Annotated in this window: 15 protein-coding genes; 11 read left to right on the top strand and 4 right to left on the bottom strand. The window is 68.1% G+C overall.

The genetic code is table 11. The features are described from left to right. Positions 1 to 2 precede the first annotated feature (2 nt). On the bottom strand, positions 3 to 449 hold the full coding sequence (locus LF41_RS01650; protein ID WP_036164840.1) for a barstar family protein: 447 nt from the start codon (positions 447 to 449) through the stop codon (positions 3 to 5). Continuing rightward, positions 446 to 895 carry a guanyl-specific ribonuclease gene (locus tag LF41_RS01645; RefSeq protein ID WP_036165672.1) on the bottom strand — a complete coding sequence of 150 codons (450 nt, stop codon included), beginning with the start codon at positions 893 to 895 and terminating at the stop codon, positions 446 to 448. Before LF41_RS01645 ends, LF41_RS01650 begins: the two co-directional genes overlap by 4 nt. 64 nt (positions 896 to 959) lie before the next feature. On the opposite strand from LF41_RS01645, the gene LF41_RS01640 reads away from it, so the two are divergent. Then, a complete protein-coding gene (locus tag LF41_RS01640; protein ID WP_036164836.1) occupies positions 960 to 1,487 on the top strand; it encodes a 2'-5' RNA ligase family protein in 528 nt (175 codons plus the stop codon). A 44-nt stretch (positions 1,488 to 1,531) separates the two neighbouring features. After that, a complete protein-coding gene (locus tag LF41_RS01635; protein ID WP_036165671.1) occupies positions 1,532 to 2,128 on the top strand; it encodes a YdeI/OmpD-associated family protein in 597 nt (198 codons plus the stop codon). Between the two features lie 4 nt (positions 2,129 to 2,132). On the opposite strand, the gene LF41_RS15915 is transcribed toward LF41_RS01635, so the two are convergent. Both LF41_RS15915 and LF41_RS01625 read right to left on the bottom strand, forming a co-directional pair. Then, complete coding sequence (locus LF41_RS15915) at positions 2,133 to 3,167, bottom strand: YbaY family lipoprotein (protein WP_052116025.1); 1,035 nt, start codon at positions 3,165 to 3,167, stop codon at positions 2,133 to 2,135. Positions 3,168 to 3,213: 46 nt separating this feature from the next. Further along, on the bottom strand, positions 3,214 to 4,977 hold the full coding sequence (locus LF41_RS01625; RefSeq protein WP_036164833.1) for a M14 family metallopeptidase: 1,764 nt from the start codon (positions 4,975 to 4,977) through the stop codon (positions 3,214 to 3,216). A gap of 85 nt (positions 4,978 to 5,062) precedes the next feature. On the opposite strand from LF41_RS01625, the gene LF41_RS01620 reads away from it, so the two are divergent. The 9 genes from LF41_RS01620 (at position 5,063) to LF41_RS01580 (ending at position 15,182) form a co-directional block, all read left to right on the top strand. Next, a complete protein-coding gene (locus LF41_RS01620; protein WP_036164829.1) occupies positions 5,063 to 5,719 on the top strand; it encodes a glutathione S-transferase family protein in 657 nt (218 codons plus the stop codon). Between the two features lie 3 nt (positions 5,720 to 5,722). After that, positions 5,723 to 6,340 carry a rhomboid family intramembrane serine protease gene (locus tag LF41_RS01615; RefSeq protein WP_036164827.1) on the top strand — a complete coding sequence of 206 codons (618 nt, stop codon included), beginning with the start codon at positions 5,723 to 5,725 and terminating at the stop codon, positions 6,338 to 6,340. Positions 6,341 to 6,403: 63 nt separating this feature from the next. Beyond that, positions 6,404 to 7,042: a hypothetical protein gene (locus LF41_RS17080; RefSeq protein ID WP_202594003.1), complete on the top strand. Its 639-nt coding sequence runs from the start codon at positions 6,404 to 6,406 to the stop codon at positions 7,040 to 7,042. A 16-nt stretch (positions 7,043 to 7,058) separates the two neighbouring features. After that, positions 7,059 to 7,376, top strand: coding sequence for a GNAT family N-acetyltransferase (locus LF41_RS01605; RefSeq protein WP_036164823.1), 318 nt, complete (start codon positions 7,059 to 7,061; stop codon positions 7,374 to 7,376). Between the two features lie 11 nt (positions 7,377 to 7,387). Next, positions 7,388 to 8,101: a pseudouridine synthase gene (locus tag LF41_RS01600; RefSeq protein ID WP_036164820.1), complete on the top strand. Its 714-nt coding sequence runs from the start codon at positions 7,388 to 7,390 to the stop codon at positions 8,099 to 8,101. A 256-nt stretch (positions 8,102 to 8,357) separates the two neighbouring features. Further along, positions 8,358 to 8,567 (top strand): cold-shock protein, encoded by a 210-nt coding sequence (locus LF41_RS01595; protein WP_036164817.1) that lies wholly within the window; start codon positions 8,358 to 8,360, stop codon positions 8,565 to 8,567. Between the two features lie 178 nt (positions 8,568 to 8,745). Then, on the top strand, positions 8,746 to 9,573 hold the full coding sequence (locus tag LF41_RS01590; RefSeq protein WP_052116085.1) for a DUF3298 and DUF4163 domain-containing protein: 828 nt from the start codon (positions 8,746 to 8,748) through the stop codon (positions 9,571 to 9,573). A 17-nt stretch (positions 9,574 to 9,590) separates the two neighbouring features. Beyond that, positions 9,591 to 10,736 carry a cyclopropane fatty acyl phospholipid synthase gene (cfa, locus tag LF41_RS01585; RefSeq protein WP_036164815.1) on the top strand — a complete coding sequence of 382 codons (1,146 nt, stop codon included), beginning with the start codon at positions 9,591 to 9,593 and terminating at the stop codon, positions 10,734 to 10,736. Between the two features lie 93 nt (positions 10,737 to 10,829). Then, positions 10,830 to 15,182, top strand: a complete 4,353-nt coding sequence (locus tag LF41_RS01580; protein ID WP_036164813.1) for a DEAD/DEAH box helicase — start codon at positions 10,830 to 10,832, stop codon at positions 15,180 to 15,182. The last annotated feature ends 19 nt before the right edge of the window (positions 15,183 to 15,201 follow it).

Genomic DNA, 15,201 nt, shown 5'->3' with positions numbered 1-15,201 from the left:
GGTTACTCGGAGGCCTGCGCGTCGATTTCGTCGAACACCGACTCGGGCAGGGCGATGAACGACCAGAAGGGGATCTCGCGCTCGCACCAGTCCTGCGCGGTTTCCTCCAGGATCTCCAGCAGCGTGTCGAACGCGTCTCCTTCGGACTGCTGCAAGGCGCCGCCGTTGTCGAACAGCAAGGCGATGCCCGCGTTGGGCAGCCACGACAGATCGCGCAGGCTGTCCGACAGGGCATCCCAGTTCTGGCCGAACGTGCGCGGGAAATCGAGCGCGGTGGCGATGCGCAGCAGGATCTGGTGTTTCTCGCCGCCGCCCAGGTCCACGCGGCGCACCTGCAATCCGGCATCGCGCGCGGCGACGCCGAGTGTGTCGAGGTCTTCGCTGGTGACGAAGTAAACGCCCGCGTTGTCTGCATCGGCCAGGCCGAGCTCCCAGCCCGATTCACTCATTGCATGCGACCCGCGACGTCGAAGGACCGGAACGAATCGTAGTGGTCGTCGGTGTAATACCACGTCGACGGCGGCTGCCCGCCGGTGACGATGCGGCGCGCACCACGATGATCGAGGCCGGGCGTGTCAACGGTGTATTCGCGATAGAAACCGCGCGGCATGTCGGGCAGATGGCGTTCGCGGTTCTGGAACACGCTGCCGTCCTGTGGGTGCGGGAACGGGCCGCCGCGCTGGATCAACGCGACGGTGTCGCGCGCTTCGACCGGAAGGAATGCGGGCAGGGCCGGCGCATCGTTGCGCACAAGCTCTGCAGTGACGCCACCGCGCGCCGGTGCGCTCGCCGACGGCGGCGCTTCGCCCGGTGCGGGGGAATTGACGGTGCGCGGCCAGAACAGCCACAGCGCCAGCAGGATCGCCGCCACCACCCAGACCCACGGATTGCGCAGATGCCGTCGCATGTCGTCTCCGTCGCGATGATCCCTTCGCGGTCGGTTGGAAGATACTCCTTCCATGCCTGCCACGCGCAACCTCTTCTTCGCGCTGTCGCCCGATCCGGCGCTGCGCACCGCGCTCGCGTCGCATGCGCGGCGTTTGCACGATGCGTGGGGCGGCCGCATGACCGCGCCGGCGAAGCTCCACATGACGCTGTTGTTCCTCGATACGTTGCCCGCGCCGATCGAGCAGTCGATCGTCTACGCCGCTCTCACCGCGGGCGCGTCCATCGCGCTGCCGGGGTTCGACCTGGTGGTCGACCGCGCGGATCGTTTCGGAAAACGCGTCGGCTGGCTCGGCTGTTCGCACGTGCCGCAAGGGCTGCAGACCCTGCACGACCGCCTCGTCGACGCCTGCTTCGCCGCCGGCGCGCCCGTGCGGCGCGAAAACCACTACACGCCGCACATCACGACATCGCGCGAGCCGCGCACGCCGTCGCCGCACGCGATCGACCCGCTGCATTGGCGCGTCGACCATTTCGAATTGATGGCCAGTGCGGAAGGTGCGTACGAGGTGCTGGGGACATGGCCGTTGCAGCCGGCGTGAAGCCGTGGCACAAGGGCGGCATTGTCCCCGCCGAAGCGCGCCCCATGTCCCGCGATCCCCGCATCGACGCCTACATCGACAAGCAGGCCGACTTCGCGCGGCCGATCCTCGAACACGTGCGTGCGCTGGTGCACGAGGCGTGTCCCGATGTCGAAGAAACGATGAAGTGGTCGATGCCCACCTTCATGTACGGCGGGGCGATCCTGTGCGGCATGGCGGCGTTCAAGCAACATGCGTCGTTCGGGTACTGGAAGCATGCGCTCGTCGTCGGCGAAGGCGAGCAGCGCGACGGCATGGGCAGCTACGGCAAGCTCGCGTCCACCAAGGACCTGCCGGCGAAGAAGACGCTGCTCGCGCACATCCGCAAGGCGATGCAACTCAACCTCGAAAAAACCGCGCCGGTGCGCAAGAACGCCGCGCCGAAGCCGCCGCCGGACGTGCCGGCCGATCTGTCCGCGGCCTTGAAGAAGAACGCGAAGGCGCGCAAGACCTACGAAGCATTCCCGCCGAGCGCGCAGCGCGACTACGTCGAGTGGATCGTGGAGGCCAAGCGCGCGGAAACCCGCGCGAACCGGCTCGCGCAGGCGGTGGAATGGATGGCCGAAGGCAAGCGGCGCAATTGGAAGTACGAGAACTGCTGAGGCCTCACTCGGCGAGGAAGCGTCCGCAACCTCGGTACGTCTTGTCGGCGACTTCGAGGATCGCGTCGACGGGGTAGGTCGCATCGCTCATCCCGTCGTTGCAGGGTTTGCGCTCGAGCACGACGCGTACTTTCGTGCCATCGGCCGCCGCGCCTGCGTATCCCATCAGGCCCGACAGCATCTGCGCCCTCGCGATGTCGACCTTGCGCTGGCCGTAATCGACCTCGGCATGCAGCGCAGGTGTTTCGCCAGCGCCGACTTCCAGCAGCCAGCCCGGCTCGTTGCCGATCGCGCGGAAGGCGACGCCGCGCTTCTTCGCCGCGTCCCACGGCGAGCCGGCCTGCGGCGGCGCGTCTTGCTGCACGCATTGCACTTTCGTGCCGCCCTGGCGGGTGAGCGTGCCTGCGGCGCCCTTCGTCCAGAACTCGTTGCCCAGGTGGTCGGCGTAGCGCGCGCCGGAGGCGGAGACGGCGAGCGGCAGCGACACCGCACCGCTCGGCAATGCGAGGTCGACGCGTTCGCCCGCGATGTCGAAGACCGCATCGAACGTCATGCCGTCGCACGTCCACGTCGAGCGCGTCGTTTGCGCGGGCGGCTGCGGCGCATCGCCCGTGCTCACGCGCGTCATGCGGAACTCGACGACCTTCTGGTCGCCGGGCACCACCGGGATCGACGACGGCGTGTTGAACAGCAAGCCTCCGTCGACGCCGCGCAGCGTGGCGCTGAGTGCGTAGCGGCCGTTCGCGCGGACCTTCGCCGGGTCGTATTGCAACGCGAACTCGTAGGGCGGGCCGGCGACGTCCTCGAGGGTCGTCGTCGCGATCACTGCCGCCGGCGTGTCCGCGAGTTGCGTGTCCACCAGGTTCACCGTGAAGTCCGCGCCGGGCGGGATCTTGATGCGTTCCAGGTAGGTCGCGCGGCCGTGGATGAAGTTCGATTCCGTGGGGATCGGCGCGTCATCGGCGACGGGGGTCTTCTCGGGACACCCGCTCAAAGCGACCAGCGCAGCCATCGCCAACACGCAACGCAACACGTTCATCGCAGGCTCCTCGCAGGCACTCGGTGCAGATCGTACGACGGGGCGGTCAAGGCGTCGTGTCGACGCGCATCACCGGATACAGGTTGAAGCGCTCGTCCCACGAGGAGTGGCGCTTGGCGAAGAACGCCAGGCGCGCCTCGGGGTCCTTCGCGAACGCCTCGTCCTTCAGCGCCGCGTCGAATTCCGCGCGTACCTTCGGGTCCTTCAGCATCTGCTCGGCGACTTCCTCGGCGACGTACGCTTCCATGTATTCCTTCTGCTCGAAGGCGTTGTTGAACTCGCCCCAGGCCGCCAGTGCGTCGGGGGCCTGCGGTTCGAGCAGCGCCATCACCAGGCGCGCCCTGGGCTGGTCGATCGGCACGAACAACGCGCCCTTGCCGACATCGCGCGTCTCTGGCTTCCACGTGCCTTCGACGGTCAGGCGCTGGTGGCCCTCCACCGAATTGCCCGCGAACTTCGTGCTCGTCGCGCGGAAGGTCTGCACGGCGAACTTGTCGTGCGCGTCGATGGCCTTGAACTGCACGCCATGCAGCTTCAGCTTCTCGCCGACCCACGCCGCATGGGCGGCCGGCACGATGTAGCCCGCGCGCGGTGCGTCGACGACGCGGCCGGGGATGATGTCATCGCGCAGCGGCACCTTCCACAGTTGCGGCTTGGTTTCGTCGTAGCGCGTCATCAGCGCGCCCGAGACCTCCGACGGCGTGCGCGTGTACGCATAGCCGCGGAAATCGACCGTGCGCACCTTCTCGCTCGCGGTGTAATCCAGCGGCACCGGCTTGCCGGACAGGTCGGCCGCGTCGGCGGCCTTCGCGATGCGCATCCACTCGCTGCCGTGATCGGCCACGTGCTGCATCACCGACACCACGATGTCGTGCGTGGTCTTGACGCGGTGCGGGTACGGGCGCCAGGAATGCGTTTCGACCAGCATGCCGAAGCGATTGCGCAGCAGGAAATAGCCGGTGGAGAACCGCGGCGGCGACACGCCGTCGATGAAGCCGGAGGTCGGATCATCGAACTGCACGAACGAGGGATAGAACGCGACCGGCAGCGACCCTTGCTTCGCAATATCGGCGATCACGCCGTCGCGGAATGCGCGGCCCGCGGCCTGCAGCGCGTCGTCGCCGGCATGCACCGGTTCCACCTGCACGGCGACGTCCTGCTCGAACTTCGCGCCGTCGGTGACGTGCAGGTCGATGTAGGCGATCGGGTCCCACGCATCGACCAGGCGCAGCATCGCCTGCATTTCCGGCGCGTCGGCCTTCACGTAATCGCGGTTGAGGTTGTAGTTCTGCGCGGTGGTGCGCCAGCCCATCTGCTCGGGGCCGCGCTGGTTCGGGCGGTTCCACGCGCCGAAGCGTTCGTGGCCGTCGATGTTGAACACCGGGACGAAAACGAGCACCTGCTTGTCGAGCGCGCCCTTGGCCAGCTCGCCATCGAGTACCTGGCGCAGCGCCTGGAAACCGGCGTCCTTGCCGTCGATCTCGCCGGCATGGATGCCGCCCTGCACGAGCAGCACGGGCAGGCCCTTGGCGTGCGCGGCCTCGGGGGTGAGGGCGCCGCTGCGCGTGGCGATCAGCGCGAGCATCGGGCGGCCTTCGGGCGTCGTGCCGAACTGCGTGCAGCGCACGGCGTCGGGATAGGCCTTCGCGAACGCGTGGCACAGCGCGATGGTCTCCTCGAAGCGCCCGGTGCGCACGAAGCCGGAGCGTTCGGATTCGGTGACCAGCTCGGCGCGCGGCGTGGCGGCGAAGGCGGGCGCCAGGCAGGCGAGGGCGACGGCGGAAGCGAGCAGCGTGCGGATCGGCGTCATGGGCGTCGGGTCGAGGTTCGGGGGGAGGAAGCGGCCGATGGTAGTCGACCGATATGATGTGCGCCTCTGCCAGACGGAACTTCCCATGGACGTCCTGTACTACGCCCCCGGCGCCGCCAGCCTGGTCGTGCATTGGCTGATGCTCGAACTCGACATGCCGCACGAATTGCACCTGATCGACACCGCGGCCGGCGCGCAACGCTCGCCCGAATACCTCAAGCTCAATCCGAACGGCGTGGTGCCCACGCTCGTGCTCGACGGCGTGCCGCGTTTCGAAGCCGCCGCCCTGCTGATGACGCTGGCCGACCGAGATCCGCAGCATCGCTTCGCGCCCGCGCACGACGATCCGCTGCGCGCCGACTACCACCAGTGGATGTTCCACCTCGCCAACGCGGTGCAGCCGCTGTTCCGCCAGTGGTGGTATCCGCACGAGCCGGCGGGCGAGGCCAACGGCGAAGTCGTGCGCGCCAACATCGCGCCGCGCATCGCGGCCGCGTGGGACCGCCTCGATGCCCGCATCGCAGAACACGGCCCGTACCTGTTGGGCGATCGCATCACCGCCGCGGATTTCTACCTGGCGATGTTGCTGCGCTGGTCGCGCAACATGCCGCGCCCGGCGACGGACTGGCCGCACCTGCGCGCCTTCGCCGACCGCATGCGTGCGCGTCCGTCCTTCGCGACGTTGTACGAACGCGAAGGCCTGACGGAGTGGGCGTTGCCGCCTGCGACGACGGCGGCCTGACGCATGGGAGGCGCGCCGCAGACCATCGTCCTCATCGTGCTGACCGTCGCGCTGTCGTGGGCGGCGTTCTCGCGCCCGCGGCTGCTCGATCGCCTGACGTTGTGGCCGCCGGCGATCGACCGGAAGCACGAGTACGACCGGCTGGTGACGCACGGCTTCGTGCACGCCGACTGGATGCACCTGTTCTTCAACATGTTCACGCTGTGGTTCTTCGGCCCGCTCTGCGAGCGCTTCTACGGCAACGCGGTCGGGCCACTGGCGTATCCGGTGTTCTACATGGCGGCGGTCGTGATCGCGATCCTGCCGACTTACCTGCGCCATCGCCGGGATGCCGGCTACCGGAGCCTGGGCGCGTCGGGCGCGGTGTCGGCGGTGTTGTTCACCTACATCCTGTTCAACCCGTGGGGAATGATCGGGATCATGTTCATTCCGTGTCCGGCGATCCTGTTCGGCGTGGTGTACCTGGCGTACTCGGCGTGGGCCGACCTAAAGGGCGCGCACGGCAACGTCAACCACAGCGCGCACTTCTGGGGCGCGGCGTTCGGCATCGCGGCCGCGGTGGTGGTCGAGCCGCAACTGATCCAGCACTTCTTCGCGCAATTGATGTCGCCGCTGGGCTGATCGATCACCCGCGCTGAATCTCCGTCGTGGTATCCGGGCGACTGGACCCGATGAGGAGGCGTCATGGCCACCCGGAAACCTGCGAAGAAGGCGGCGGCGAAGAAGGGCGCGAAGAAGGCGGCGCGGAAGGCCGCGAAGAAGGCCGCGCCCGCGAAGAAGACGGCGAAGAAAGCGGTGAAGAAGACCGCGCCTGCGAGGAAGGCGGTCAAGAAGGCCCGGCCCGCGAAGAAAGCCGCCCGCAAAGCCGCTCCGGCGAAGAAGGCCGTGAAGAAGTCCGCCCCCGCGAAGAAGGCGGCGAAGAAGGCGGCGCCGGCGAAGAAAGTCGCTTCGAAGAAGGCCGTTCCCGCGAAGAAGGTCGCCTCGAAGCGGGCCGCGCCCACGAAGCAGGTCGTTTCGAAGAAGACTATTTCGAAAAAGACCGCTTCGAAAAAGACGTCGATGAAGAAAATCACGCCGGAACAGGCGCTGGAGAACACCAAGCGCCTGCTCGCGCAGAAGAAGGAACACGACCGCCAGCAGCAGCCGTGGCAGGCCATCGGCGGCGAGGGCGGCCATGCGGTGAACGACAGCGGCTTCCAGTCCGACGAAGCGCGCGACCGCGCGGTCGGCCGCCAGCAGGAGGAGCTGCGCTCGGAGGGCACCGCCGGCTGGGATTCGTCGACCCATCGCCGCAACGAGGCGAAACACGATTCGCGCGACTGATGGCACCATCGCCGGCATGACCGACGCCAGCACGCACGACATCGCCGCCCGCATCCGCCACGACGCGGATGCGGGGCCCGGCACCCAGGGCCGCTTCTCCGTCACCGTGGACGACGTGGAGGCCGAGCTGGTCTACGGCCGCGACTCCGCAGGGCAGGTCACCATCCTCCACACCGGCGTGCCGCAGGCCATTGGCGGACGTGGCGTCGCAGGGGAACTGGTGCGCGCCGCGCTCGACTGGGTGCGCGCGCAGGGCCTGAAAGTCCACACCGCCTGCAGCTATTCGAGGGCGTGGGTGGCCCGGCATCCCGAGTATTCGTCGCTGACGGTCTAAACTGGCGCGCTATGCGCCTCAATAAATTCATCAGCGACACCGGCGCCTGCTCGCGCCGCGAAGCCGACCGCCTCATCGCCGAGGGCCGCGTCCAGGTCAACGGCGTGCGCGCCCGCGTCGGCGCGGAAGTGGGCGAGGAAGACACCGTCCTCGTCGACGGCGCGCCGCTCAAGGCGCGTTCGGCGGCCCCCGGCAAGCGCCGGCACGTCTACATCGCGCTCAACAAACCGGTCGGCATCACTTGCACCACGGAAACCGGGGTCAAGGACAACATCGTCGAGTTCATCGGCCACCAGGAGCGCATCTTCCCGATCGGGCGCCTGGACAAGGATTCCGAAGGACTGATCCTCCTGACCTCCAACGGCGACATCGTCAACGAGATCCTGCGCGCCGAGAACAAGCTGGAAAAGGAATACCTCGTCGCGATCAATCACCCGGTCACCGACGAATTCCTGCGCGGCATGGCGCGCGGCGTTCCGCTCCACGGCGAAACCACGCTGCCGTGCAAGACCGGCAAGCTCGGCCGTTTCGGGTTCCGCATCGTGCTGGTGCAGGGCCTCAACCGGCAGATCCGCCTGATGGCGGCGCACTTCGGGCACCGGGTGAAGCAGCTGATCCGTGTGAGGATCGGCAGCGTGAAACTCGGGCACCTGAAGGTCGGCCAGTGGCGCAACCTCACGGAAATCGAGCTGCGCGCGCTGCTGCCGCACCGCACGGAATGGTGAGGCGGGGCGGCTCGACGGTGGGACGTCCGTCGGAAGATGTGAACGCCGTGCACGCGCATTCACACTTCCGGGGAAAAGTAGGGTAAGGTGCGCCCACTGTTTCAAGCGGGATCACGGTACATCGTGGCCCGATGCGGTAGATCCAAGGCGTCAGCCAGCGGTCCGCTACATCGTTCGCTCATTACCCCTTGCTGGACAGTCTCGGTGCGTGTGTTGCGCATCGTGCACCAACCATCTGTTTTTCAAGGAGTAATTTATGTCCGATCGTCAGACCGGTACCGTCAAGTGGTTCAACGACGCCAAGGGCTTCGGCTTCATCACGCCGGAATCCGGCCCGGACCTCTTCGTGCACTTCCGTTCCATCCAGGGCACCGGCTTCAAGTCGCTGCAGGAAGGCCAGCGCGTGTCGTTCAAGGTCGTGCAGGGCCAGAAGGGCCTGCAGGCCGATGAAGTCCAGGCCGTCTAAGGTCCTCGACTCGCGGTAGGGCCGGCGCGGAGACGCACCGGTTCGCACCTTCGAAAACCCGGCTTCGGCCGGGTTTTCTTTTTGGCGCGGTGGATTTTCATCCCGGTGTATTCAGGCGTCACGGGGCTGGCGATAATTTGCTTCGCGATACCCCCGAGCCAATGGATTGCCTCAAATGATGCGCCGCCGTTTCGTTTTGCTCCTGATCGTCCTCGTCGTCGCGTTGCCGGCCTGCCGCCGGGAATCGGCGACACCCGAACCCGGCAAGCCCGGTGCCGCGTCGACGCACGCGCCCGCCAGCGCCGCAACCACCGCGCGCGCGCCGCTCGCCGACGTCGTGGAAACCACGCCGCGCTACGTCGTCGGCATCTCGTATCCGAAGGAAGCCGCGCCCTATCCGGGGCTGGTATCCGCGCTCACCGCGTACGCGGCCGATGCGCGCAAGGACCTCACCGGTGCGGTCGAAGCGCTCGGCAACGACGTGCCCACCGCGCCATACGAATTGAGCCTGTCGTACACGACGGTGGTGGATTCGCCCGACATCATGGCCATCGCCGCCGACGGCAGCCTGTACACCGGCGGCGCGCACGGTTCGCCGTTGATCGCGCGCTTCGTGTGGTTGCCCAAGCGCAACGCGATGCTCACCGCCGATACGCTCGTGCCCGATGCGAAAGGCTGGCAGGCGATTTCCGATTTCGTGCGCGAGCAACTGCACACCGCGTTGTCGCAACGCATCGACGCCGACGACGTGCCCGCCGAAGAACGCGCCGACATGCTCAAGAGCGCCGGCGACATGATCGACGACGGCACGCAGCCGAAGGCCGATGCGTTCTCGCAATTCGAACCGCGCGTGGCGAGGGACGGCAAGATCGACGCGCTGCGCTTCGTGTTCCCGCCCTACCAGGTGGGCCCGTACGTCGATGGCACGCAGACCGTCGATGTCCCCGCGCAAGTGCTGCTCCCGCACGTCGCGCCCGCGTACCGGACGTTGTTCCGCGGCGGCTGAGGCAACGCGAGGGCGCCATGTCGCCGCATCCGTTCCGCCGTCGCATCGAACACCTCTTCCGCGAGGCGGACGTGCGCATCGACGACGCGCGCACCGGCGGCCGCGCAGCGTGGGATCCACGGGTACACGATGCGCGCTTCTTCCGCCGCACATTGGCGCAGGGCTCGCTCGGCCTGGGCGAGTCCTACATGGACGGATGGTGGGACGTCGCCGATCTCGACGGCATGCTCTTCCGCCTGTTGTCCGCCGACATCGACCAGCGCGTGCGCGGCGCCGGCGAAGTGTGGGACGCCTTGCGCGCGCGGGTGATGAACCTCCAGAGCGAAACGCGCGCGTTCGAAGTCGGGCAGCGGCATTACGACCTCGGCAACGACCTGTATCGCGCGATGCTCGGCGAGCGGCTGGTCTACAGCTGCGCGTACTGGCGCGATGCGGACGACCTCGACGCCGCGCAGGAAGCCAAGCTCGACCTGGTGTGCCGCAAGTTGCTGCTGCGCCCGGGCATGCGCGTCCTCGACATCGGGTGCGGGTGGGGCGAAGCGTTGAAGTTCGCGGCGCAGCGGTATGGCATCAGCGGCGTCGGCGTCACCGTTTCGCGCGAACAGGCGGACTATGCGCGCGAACTCTGCGCCGGCCTGCCCATCGAAATCCGGCTGCAGGATTACCGCGAGATCGATGCAACCTTCGACCGCGTCTTCTCGCTGGGCATGTTCGAACACGTCGGCGTGCGCAACTACGCGGCGTATTTCGATGTCGCGCGGCGTTGCCTGTCGCCGGACGCGCCCGATGGCGGGCTGTTCCTGCTGCATACGATCGGCGGCGCGACGTCGGTCGACCATACCGATCCGTGGATCGCCCGTTACATCTTCCCGAATTCGATGCTGCCGTCGGCGAAACAGATCGCCACCGATTCGGAAGGGCGATTCGTCGTCGAAGACTGGCACAACTTCGGCGCCGACTACGACCGCACGCTGCAAGCCTGGCGCGCGAACGTGGAGGCGGCGTGGGATCGCTTGCCCGCGCGCTACGACGAACGCTTCCGCCGCATGTGGCGCTTCTATCTCGGCGCTTCGATGGCGAGCTTCCGCGCCCGCCACATCCACCTGTGGCAGATCGTCCTGTCGCCCGGGGGCGTCCCCGGCGGCTATGTCGCCCCCCGCTGAAGCCAGTCGCACCATCTGAGACGCCACCGAGCGACGTTTCTCCCCATGGCCGTTCATCCCGCCCCAGCCGCCCAGGCGGATAATCCCCCGGCCATGCCGGCGTGCTTCCCCGTCCTCGATCTGTTCCACCCCGCGGTCGCCGCGTGGTTCGCGCGCGCCTTCCCGGGGCCGACGGAAGCGCAGGTCCAGGCGTGGCCGTCGATCGAGGGCGGCCGCCACACGCTCGTCGCCGCGCCCACCGGGTCGGGCAAGACGCTCACCGCGTTCATGGCCGCCATCGATTCGCTCGTGCGGCAGGGCCTGTCGCCGGAGGGTCTGCCGGAGGCGACGCAGGTCGTCTACATCTCGCCGCTCAAGGCGTTGTCGAACGACATCCACCTCAACCTCGAAGCCCCGCTCGAAGGCATCCGCGCAGAGCTTGAACGCATGGGCCTGCCCGACGTCGCCATCCGCACCGCAGTGCGAACGGGCGACACGACGCAAAGCGAACGCGCGCGCATGCGCAAGTCCGCACCGCACATCCTGGTCACCACGCCCGAATCGCTGTTCGTGCTGCTCGGCTCGGATTCGGGCCGCGCGATGCTGGCCAGCGCGCGCACGGTGATCGTCGACGAAATCCACGCCGTCGCCGCGAGCAAGCGCGGCAGCCATCTGTCGCTGTCGCTGGAACGCCTCGACGCGCTCTGTGGCCGCCGCCTCACCCGCGTGGGCTTGTCCGCAACCCAGAAGCCCATCGAAGAGGTGGCGCGTTTCCTCGTCGGCACGAGCCACATCGTCGGCGGTGTGCCCGATTGCGACATCGTCGACATCGGTTACGCGCGCGAACGCGACCTCGCGCTGGAAGTCCCGCCGACGCCGCTGCAAGCCGTGATGTCGAACGAGCAGTGGGAGCAGGTCTACGCGCGCATCGCGCAACTGGTCGGGCAACACAAGACCACGCTGGTCTTCGTCAACACGCGCCGCATGGCCGAGCGCGCCGCGCGCCACCTGGGCGAATTGTTGGGCCGCGAACACGTCGCCGCGCACCACGGCTCGCTGGCGAAGGAACTGCGCCTGGACGCCGAGCAGCGCCTGAAGGCGGGCTCGCTGAAGGTGCTGGTCGCCACCGCGTCGCTCGAGCTCGGCATCGATATCGGCGATGTCGACCTGGTCGTGCAACTGGGTTCCCCGCGCGCGATCGCGGCATTCCTGCAACGCGTCGGCCGTTCGGGCCACTTTGTCGGCGGCGTACCGAAAGGCCGCCTGTTCCCGCAATCGCGCGACGACCTTGCCGAATGCGCCGCATTGCTCGACTGCGTGCGCCGCGGCGAACTCGACGCGCTGCGCATGCCGCGCGCGCCACTCGACGTGCTGGCGCAACAACTCGTCGCCGAGGTCTGTGCGCAGGAGTGGGAAGAGGACGCGCTGTTCGCGCTCGTGCGCAACGCGTGGCCGTATTCGGCGCTGCCGCGCAAGGACTTCGATGCCATCGTGTCGATGCTCGTCGAAGGCTTCACGACACGACGCGGCCACCGCGCGAGTTATCTCCATCGCGATGCCGTGCACCAGCGGTTGCGTGGCCGCGCAGGCGGTAAGCAAATCGCGGTGATGTCAGGCGGAACCATCCCCGACACCGGCGATTACTCGGTGCTGCTCGAGCCGCAATCGACCAACATCGGCACGGTCAACGAAGACTTCGCGATCGAGAGCCTGGCGGGCGATGTGTTCCAGCTCGGCAATGCGAGCTACCGCATCCTGCGGGTCGAACCGGGCCGCCTGCGCGTCGAGGATGCGAAGGGCATGCCGCCGAGCATCCCGTTCTGGCTGGGCGAAGCGCCGGGCCGCACGGACGAACTCTCGGCCGGCGTGTCGCGCCTGCGTGCGCTGCTCACGCAGCGTGTCGAAGCGGGCAACGATCCCGCGCCGTATCTGATCGACGACGTGGGCCTCGATGAATCCGCCGCGCGCCAACTCGCCGATTACTTCGCGCGACAGGTGACCGCGCTCGGCACGATGCCCACGCAGCAGCGCATCGTGCTCGAACGCTTCTTCGACGAATCCGGCGGCACGCAACTCATCGTGCATTCGCCGTTCGGCTCGCGCGTCAACCGCGCGTGGGGCCTGGCGCTGCGCAAGCGCTTCTGCCGCAAGTTCAATTTCGAGTTGCAGGCGGCGGCGACCGAGGACGCGATCGTCCTGTCGCTCTCGACGAGCCACAGTTTCCCGCTGATCGAAGTGGCGTCGTACCTCCATCCGAATTCCGCGCTCGATATCCTCGTGCAAGCGTTGCTCGATGCGCCGCTGTTCGGCGTGCGCTGGCGCTGGAACGCGACGACCGGCCTGGCGCTGCCGCGCTTCGTCGGCGGCAAGAAGGTCGCGCCGCAGTTGCAGCGCATGAAGTCGGAGGACCTGCTCGCGACCGTATTCCCCGACCAGGTGGCGTGCGCCGAGAACCTCGTCGGCGAGCGCGAGGTGCCCGATCATCCGCTCGTCGCACAAACGCTCGACGATTGCCTGCACGATGCGATGGACGCCGAAGGGTGGCTCGCGGTGTTGCGCGGCATGGTGTCGGGCGAAATCGAGGTTGTCGCGCGCGATCTGACGGCGCCGTCGCCGTTCGCGGCCGAAGCGCTCAACGCGCGGCCGTACGCGTTCCTCGACGATGCACCGCTGGAGGAACGCCGCACGCAGGCCGTCATCGCGCGTCGCTATGCCGAGGACGACGCACCGGGCGACCTCGCGCGTCTGGATCCCGAAGCCATCGACGAAGTCCGCGCGCAAGCGCGGCCCGACGCGCGCACCGCAGACGAAATGCACGAAGCGCTGATGGGCATCGGTCTGGTCACCGACGCCGATGCGCGCGACAACGGGTGGACGCAGCTGCTGCAGGCGCTGGCGAAGGACAAGCGCGCCACGCACGCGGCCGTGGGGGGAGGGCAGTGGTGGGCGGCCGAGTGCCTCCCGCGGATGTTCTCGTTGCATGCCGATGCGACGATCACACCCAAGATCGCCGCACCTGCGAGTTACATGCGCGCGTGGACGCGCGAGGACGCCGCGCTCGCGTTGGTGCGCGCTCGCCTCACCGGGGTCGGTCCGATCACCGCGGCCGCGCTGGTCGACACGCTCGCATTGCCGCGCACCGACATCGACCTCGCACTCGCCGCGCTGGAAACCGAAGGCTTCGTCATGCGCGGGCGCTTCAGCTCCGGCGAACGTGCGACCCAGGACGAAGAATGGTGCGAGCGCCACCTGCTCGCACGCATCCACCGTTACACGATCGGCCGCCTGCGCCGCGAAATCGAACCCGTCGAACCGCGCGACTACATGCGCTTCCTGTTCGACTGGCAACGCGTGTCGCCGGCCGCGCGCGTCAGCGGTCCCGAGGCGCTCGCCGGCGTGGTCGCGCAACTCGAAGGCTTCGAAGCCCCCGCCGCCGCGTGGGAGTCGGACCTGTTGCCCGCGCGCGTCAACGATTACTCGATCGCGTGGCTCGACGACCTGTGCACCGCCGGCCGCACGACGTGGGCCCGATTGCGCAATGCGCCCTCCGACGCGCAGGGCGGCCGCACCGCACCGGTGCGCGGCACGCCCATCGTGCTGCTGCCGCGCAAGCGCCTCGCGACGTGGTCCAACATCGCCGCGCAACGCAACGACGAAGAACCGGCGCTGTCCTCGCGCGCGGAGAAAGTGACCGATTACCTGCGCGAGAACGGCGCCTCGTTCTTCGACGAACTCGTGACCGGCGCACACCTGCTGCGCACCGAACTCGAGGACGCGCTAGCCGAACTCGTCGCACGCGGCCGCGTGCACTGCGACAGCTTCGCCGGCCTGCGCGCGCTGCTCGTGCCGCAATCGAAGCGGCCGCATGCCTTCGGCGGACGACGCGGACGTCGCGCGTCGTTGTTCGGCATCGAAGACGCGGGCCGTTGGACATTGACGCGCAAGCCCGCACAGGCGCAAGCGCTGGACCCCGACACGATCGAACACATCGCCCGCACGCTGCTGCGCCGCTACGGCGTGGTGTGCTGGCGCCTGCTCGAACGCGAAGCCGCGTGGCTGCCACCCTGGCGCGAAATGCTGCGCGTCTACCACCGCCTCGAAGCCCGCGGCGAAATCCGCGGCGGCCGCTTTATCGCCGGCCTTTCGGGCGAACAGTTCGCACTGCCCGAAGCCGTCGGCGCCATGCGCGCCGTGCGCAAACGTCCGCACGACGGCGCGCTCGTCAGCCTGTCCGCGCTCGATCCGCTGAACCTCGTCGGCACGGTCCTGGTCGGCGACAAGGTGCCGCGCCAACTTGGCGCACGCGTGCTGTATCGCGACGGCATCGCGGTGGCCTCGCACGTCGCGGGGAAGGTGGCGTTCCTGGTCGAGACGACGCTCGACGAGCAACGCACTTGGCGGCGTGCGCTGTTGCGGGAGCCGGAGCCTTCGTTGCATGCGGTGGGGGCAGGGATCTACGGCGAATAACACGCTAGCACGCGGCCCT

This window comes from Lysobacter dokdonensis DS-58 (assembly GCF_000770795.1).
Classification (GTDB): Bacteria; Pseudomonadota; Gammaproteobacteria; order Xanthomonadales; family Xanthomonadaceae; genus Noviluteimonas; species Noviluteimonas dokdonensis.
The sequence above is the reverse complement of the archived record's forward strand: the minus strand, read 5'-3'. Positions and strand labels throughout refer to the sequence as shown.

Bases quoted from the DNA above. Each gene is read 5' to 3' on its own strand.
- LF41_RS01640 (WP_036164836.1), top strand. From the start codon at position 960: ATGCCTGCCACGCGCAACCTCTTCTTCGCGCTGTCGCCCGATCCGGCG.
- LF41_RS01600 (WP_036164820.1), top strand. From the start codon at position 7,388: ATGCGCCTCAATAAATTCATCAGCGACACCGGCGCCTGCTCGCGCCGC.
- LF41_RS01635 (WP_036165671.1), top strand. From the start codon at position 1,532: ATGTCCCGCGATCCCCGCATCGACGCCTACATCGACAAGCAGGCCGAC.
- LF41_RS01625 (WP_036164833.1), bottom strand. From the start codon at position 4,977: ATGACGCCGATCCGCACGCTGCTCGCTTCCGCCGTCGCCCTCGCCTGC.
- LF41_RS01650 (WP_036164840.1), bottom strand. From the start codon at position 449: ATGAGTGAATCGGGCTGGGAGCTCGGCCTGGCCGATGCAGACAACGCG.
- LF41_RS01580 (WP_036164813.1), top strand. From the start codon at position 10,830: ATGCCGGCGTGCTTCCCCGTCCTCGATCTGTTCCACCCCGCGGTCGCC.
- LF41_RS15915 (WP_052116025.1), bottom strand. From the start codon at position 3,167: ATGAACGTGTTGCGTTGCGTGTTGGCGATGGCTGCGCTGGTCGCTTTG.
- cfa (WP_036164815.1), top strand. From the start codon at position 9,591: ATGTCGCCGCATCCGTTCCGCCGTCGCATCGAACACCTCTTCCGCGAG.
- LF41_RS01620 (WP_036164829.1), top strand. From the start codon at position 5,063: ATGGACGTCCTGTACTACGCCCCCGGCGCCGCCAGCCTGGTCGTGCAT.
- LF41_RS01590 (WP_052116085.1), top strand. From the start codon at position 8,746: ATGCGCCGCCGTTTCGTTTTGCTCCTGATCGTCCTCGTCGTCGCGTTG.
- LF41_RS01615 (WP_036164827.1), top strand. From the start codon at position 5,723: ATGGGAGGCGCGCCGCAGACCATCGTCCTCATCGTGCTGACCGTCGCG.
- LF41_RS01595 (WP_036164817.1), top strand. From the start codon at position 8,358: ATGTCCGATCGTCAGACCGGTACCGTCAAGTGGTTCAACGACGCCAAG.
- LF41_RS01605 (WP_036164823.1), top strand. From the start codon at position 7,059: ATGACCGACGCCAGCACGCACGACATCGCCGCCCGCATCCGCCACGAC.
- LF41_RS17080 (WP_202594003.1), top strand. From the start codon at position 6,404: ATGGCCACCCGGAAACCTGCGAAGAAGGCGGCGGCGAAGAAGGGCGCG.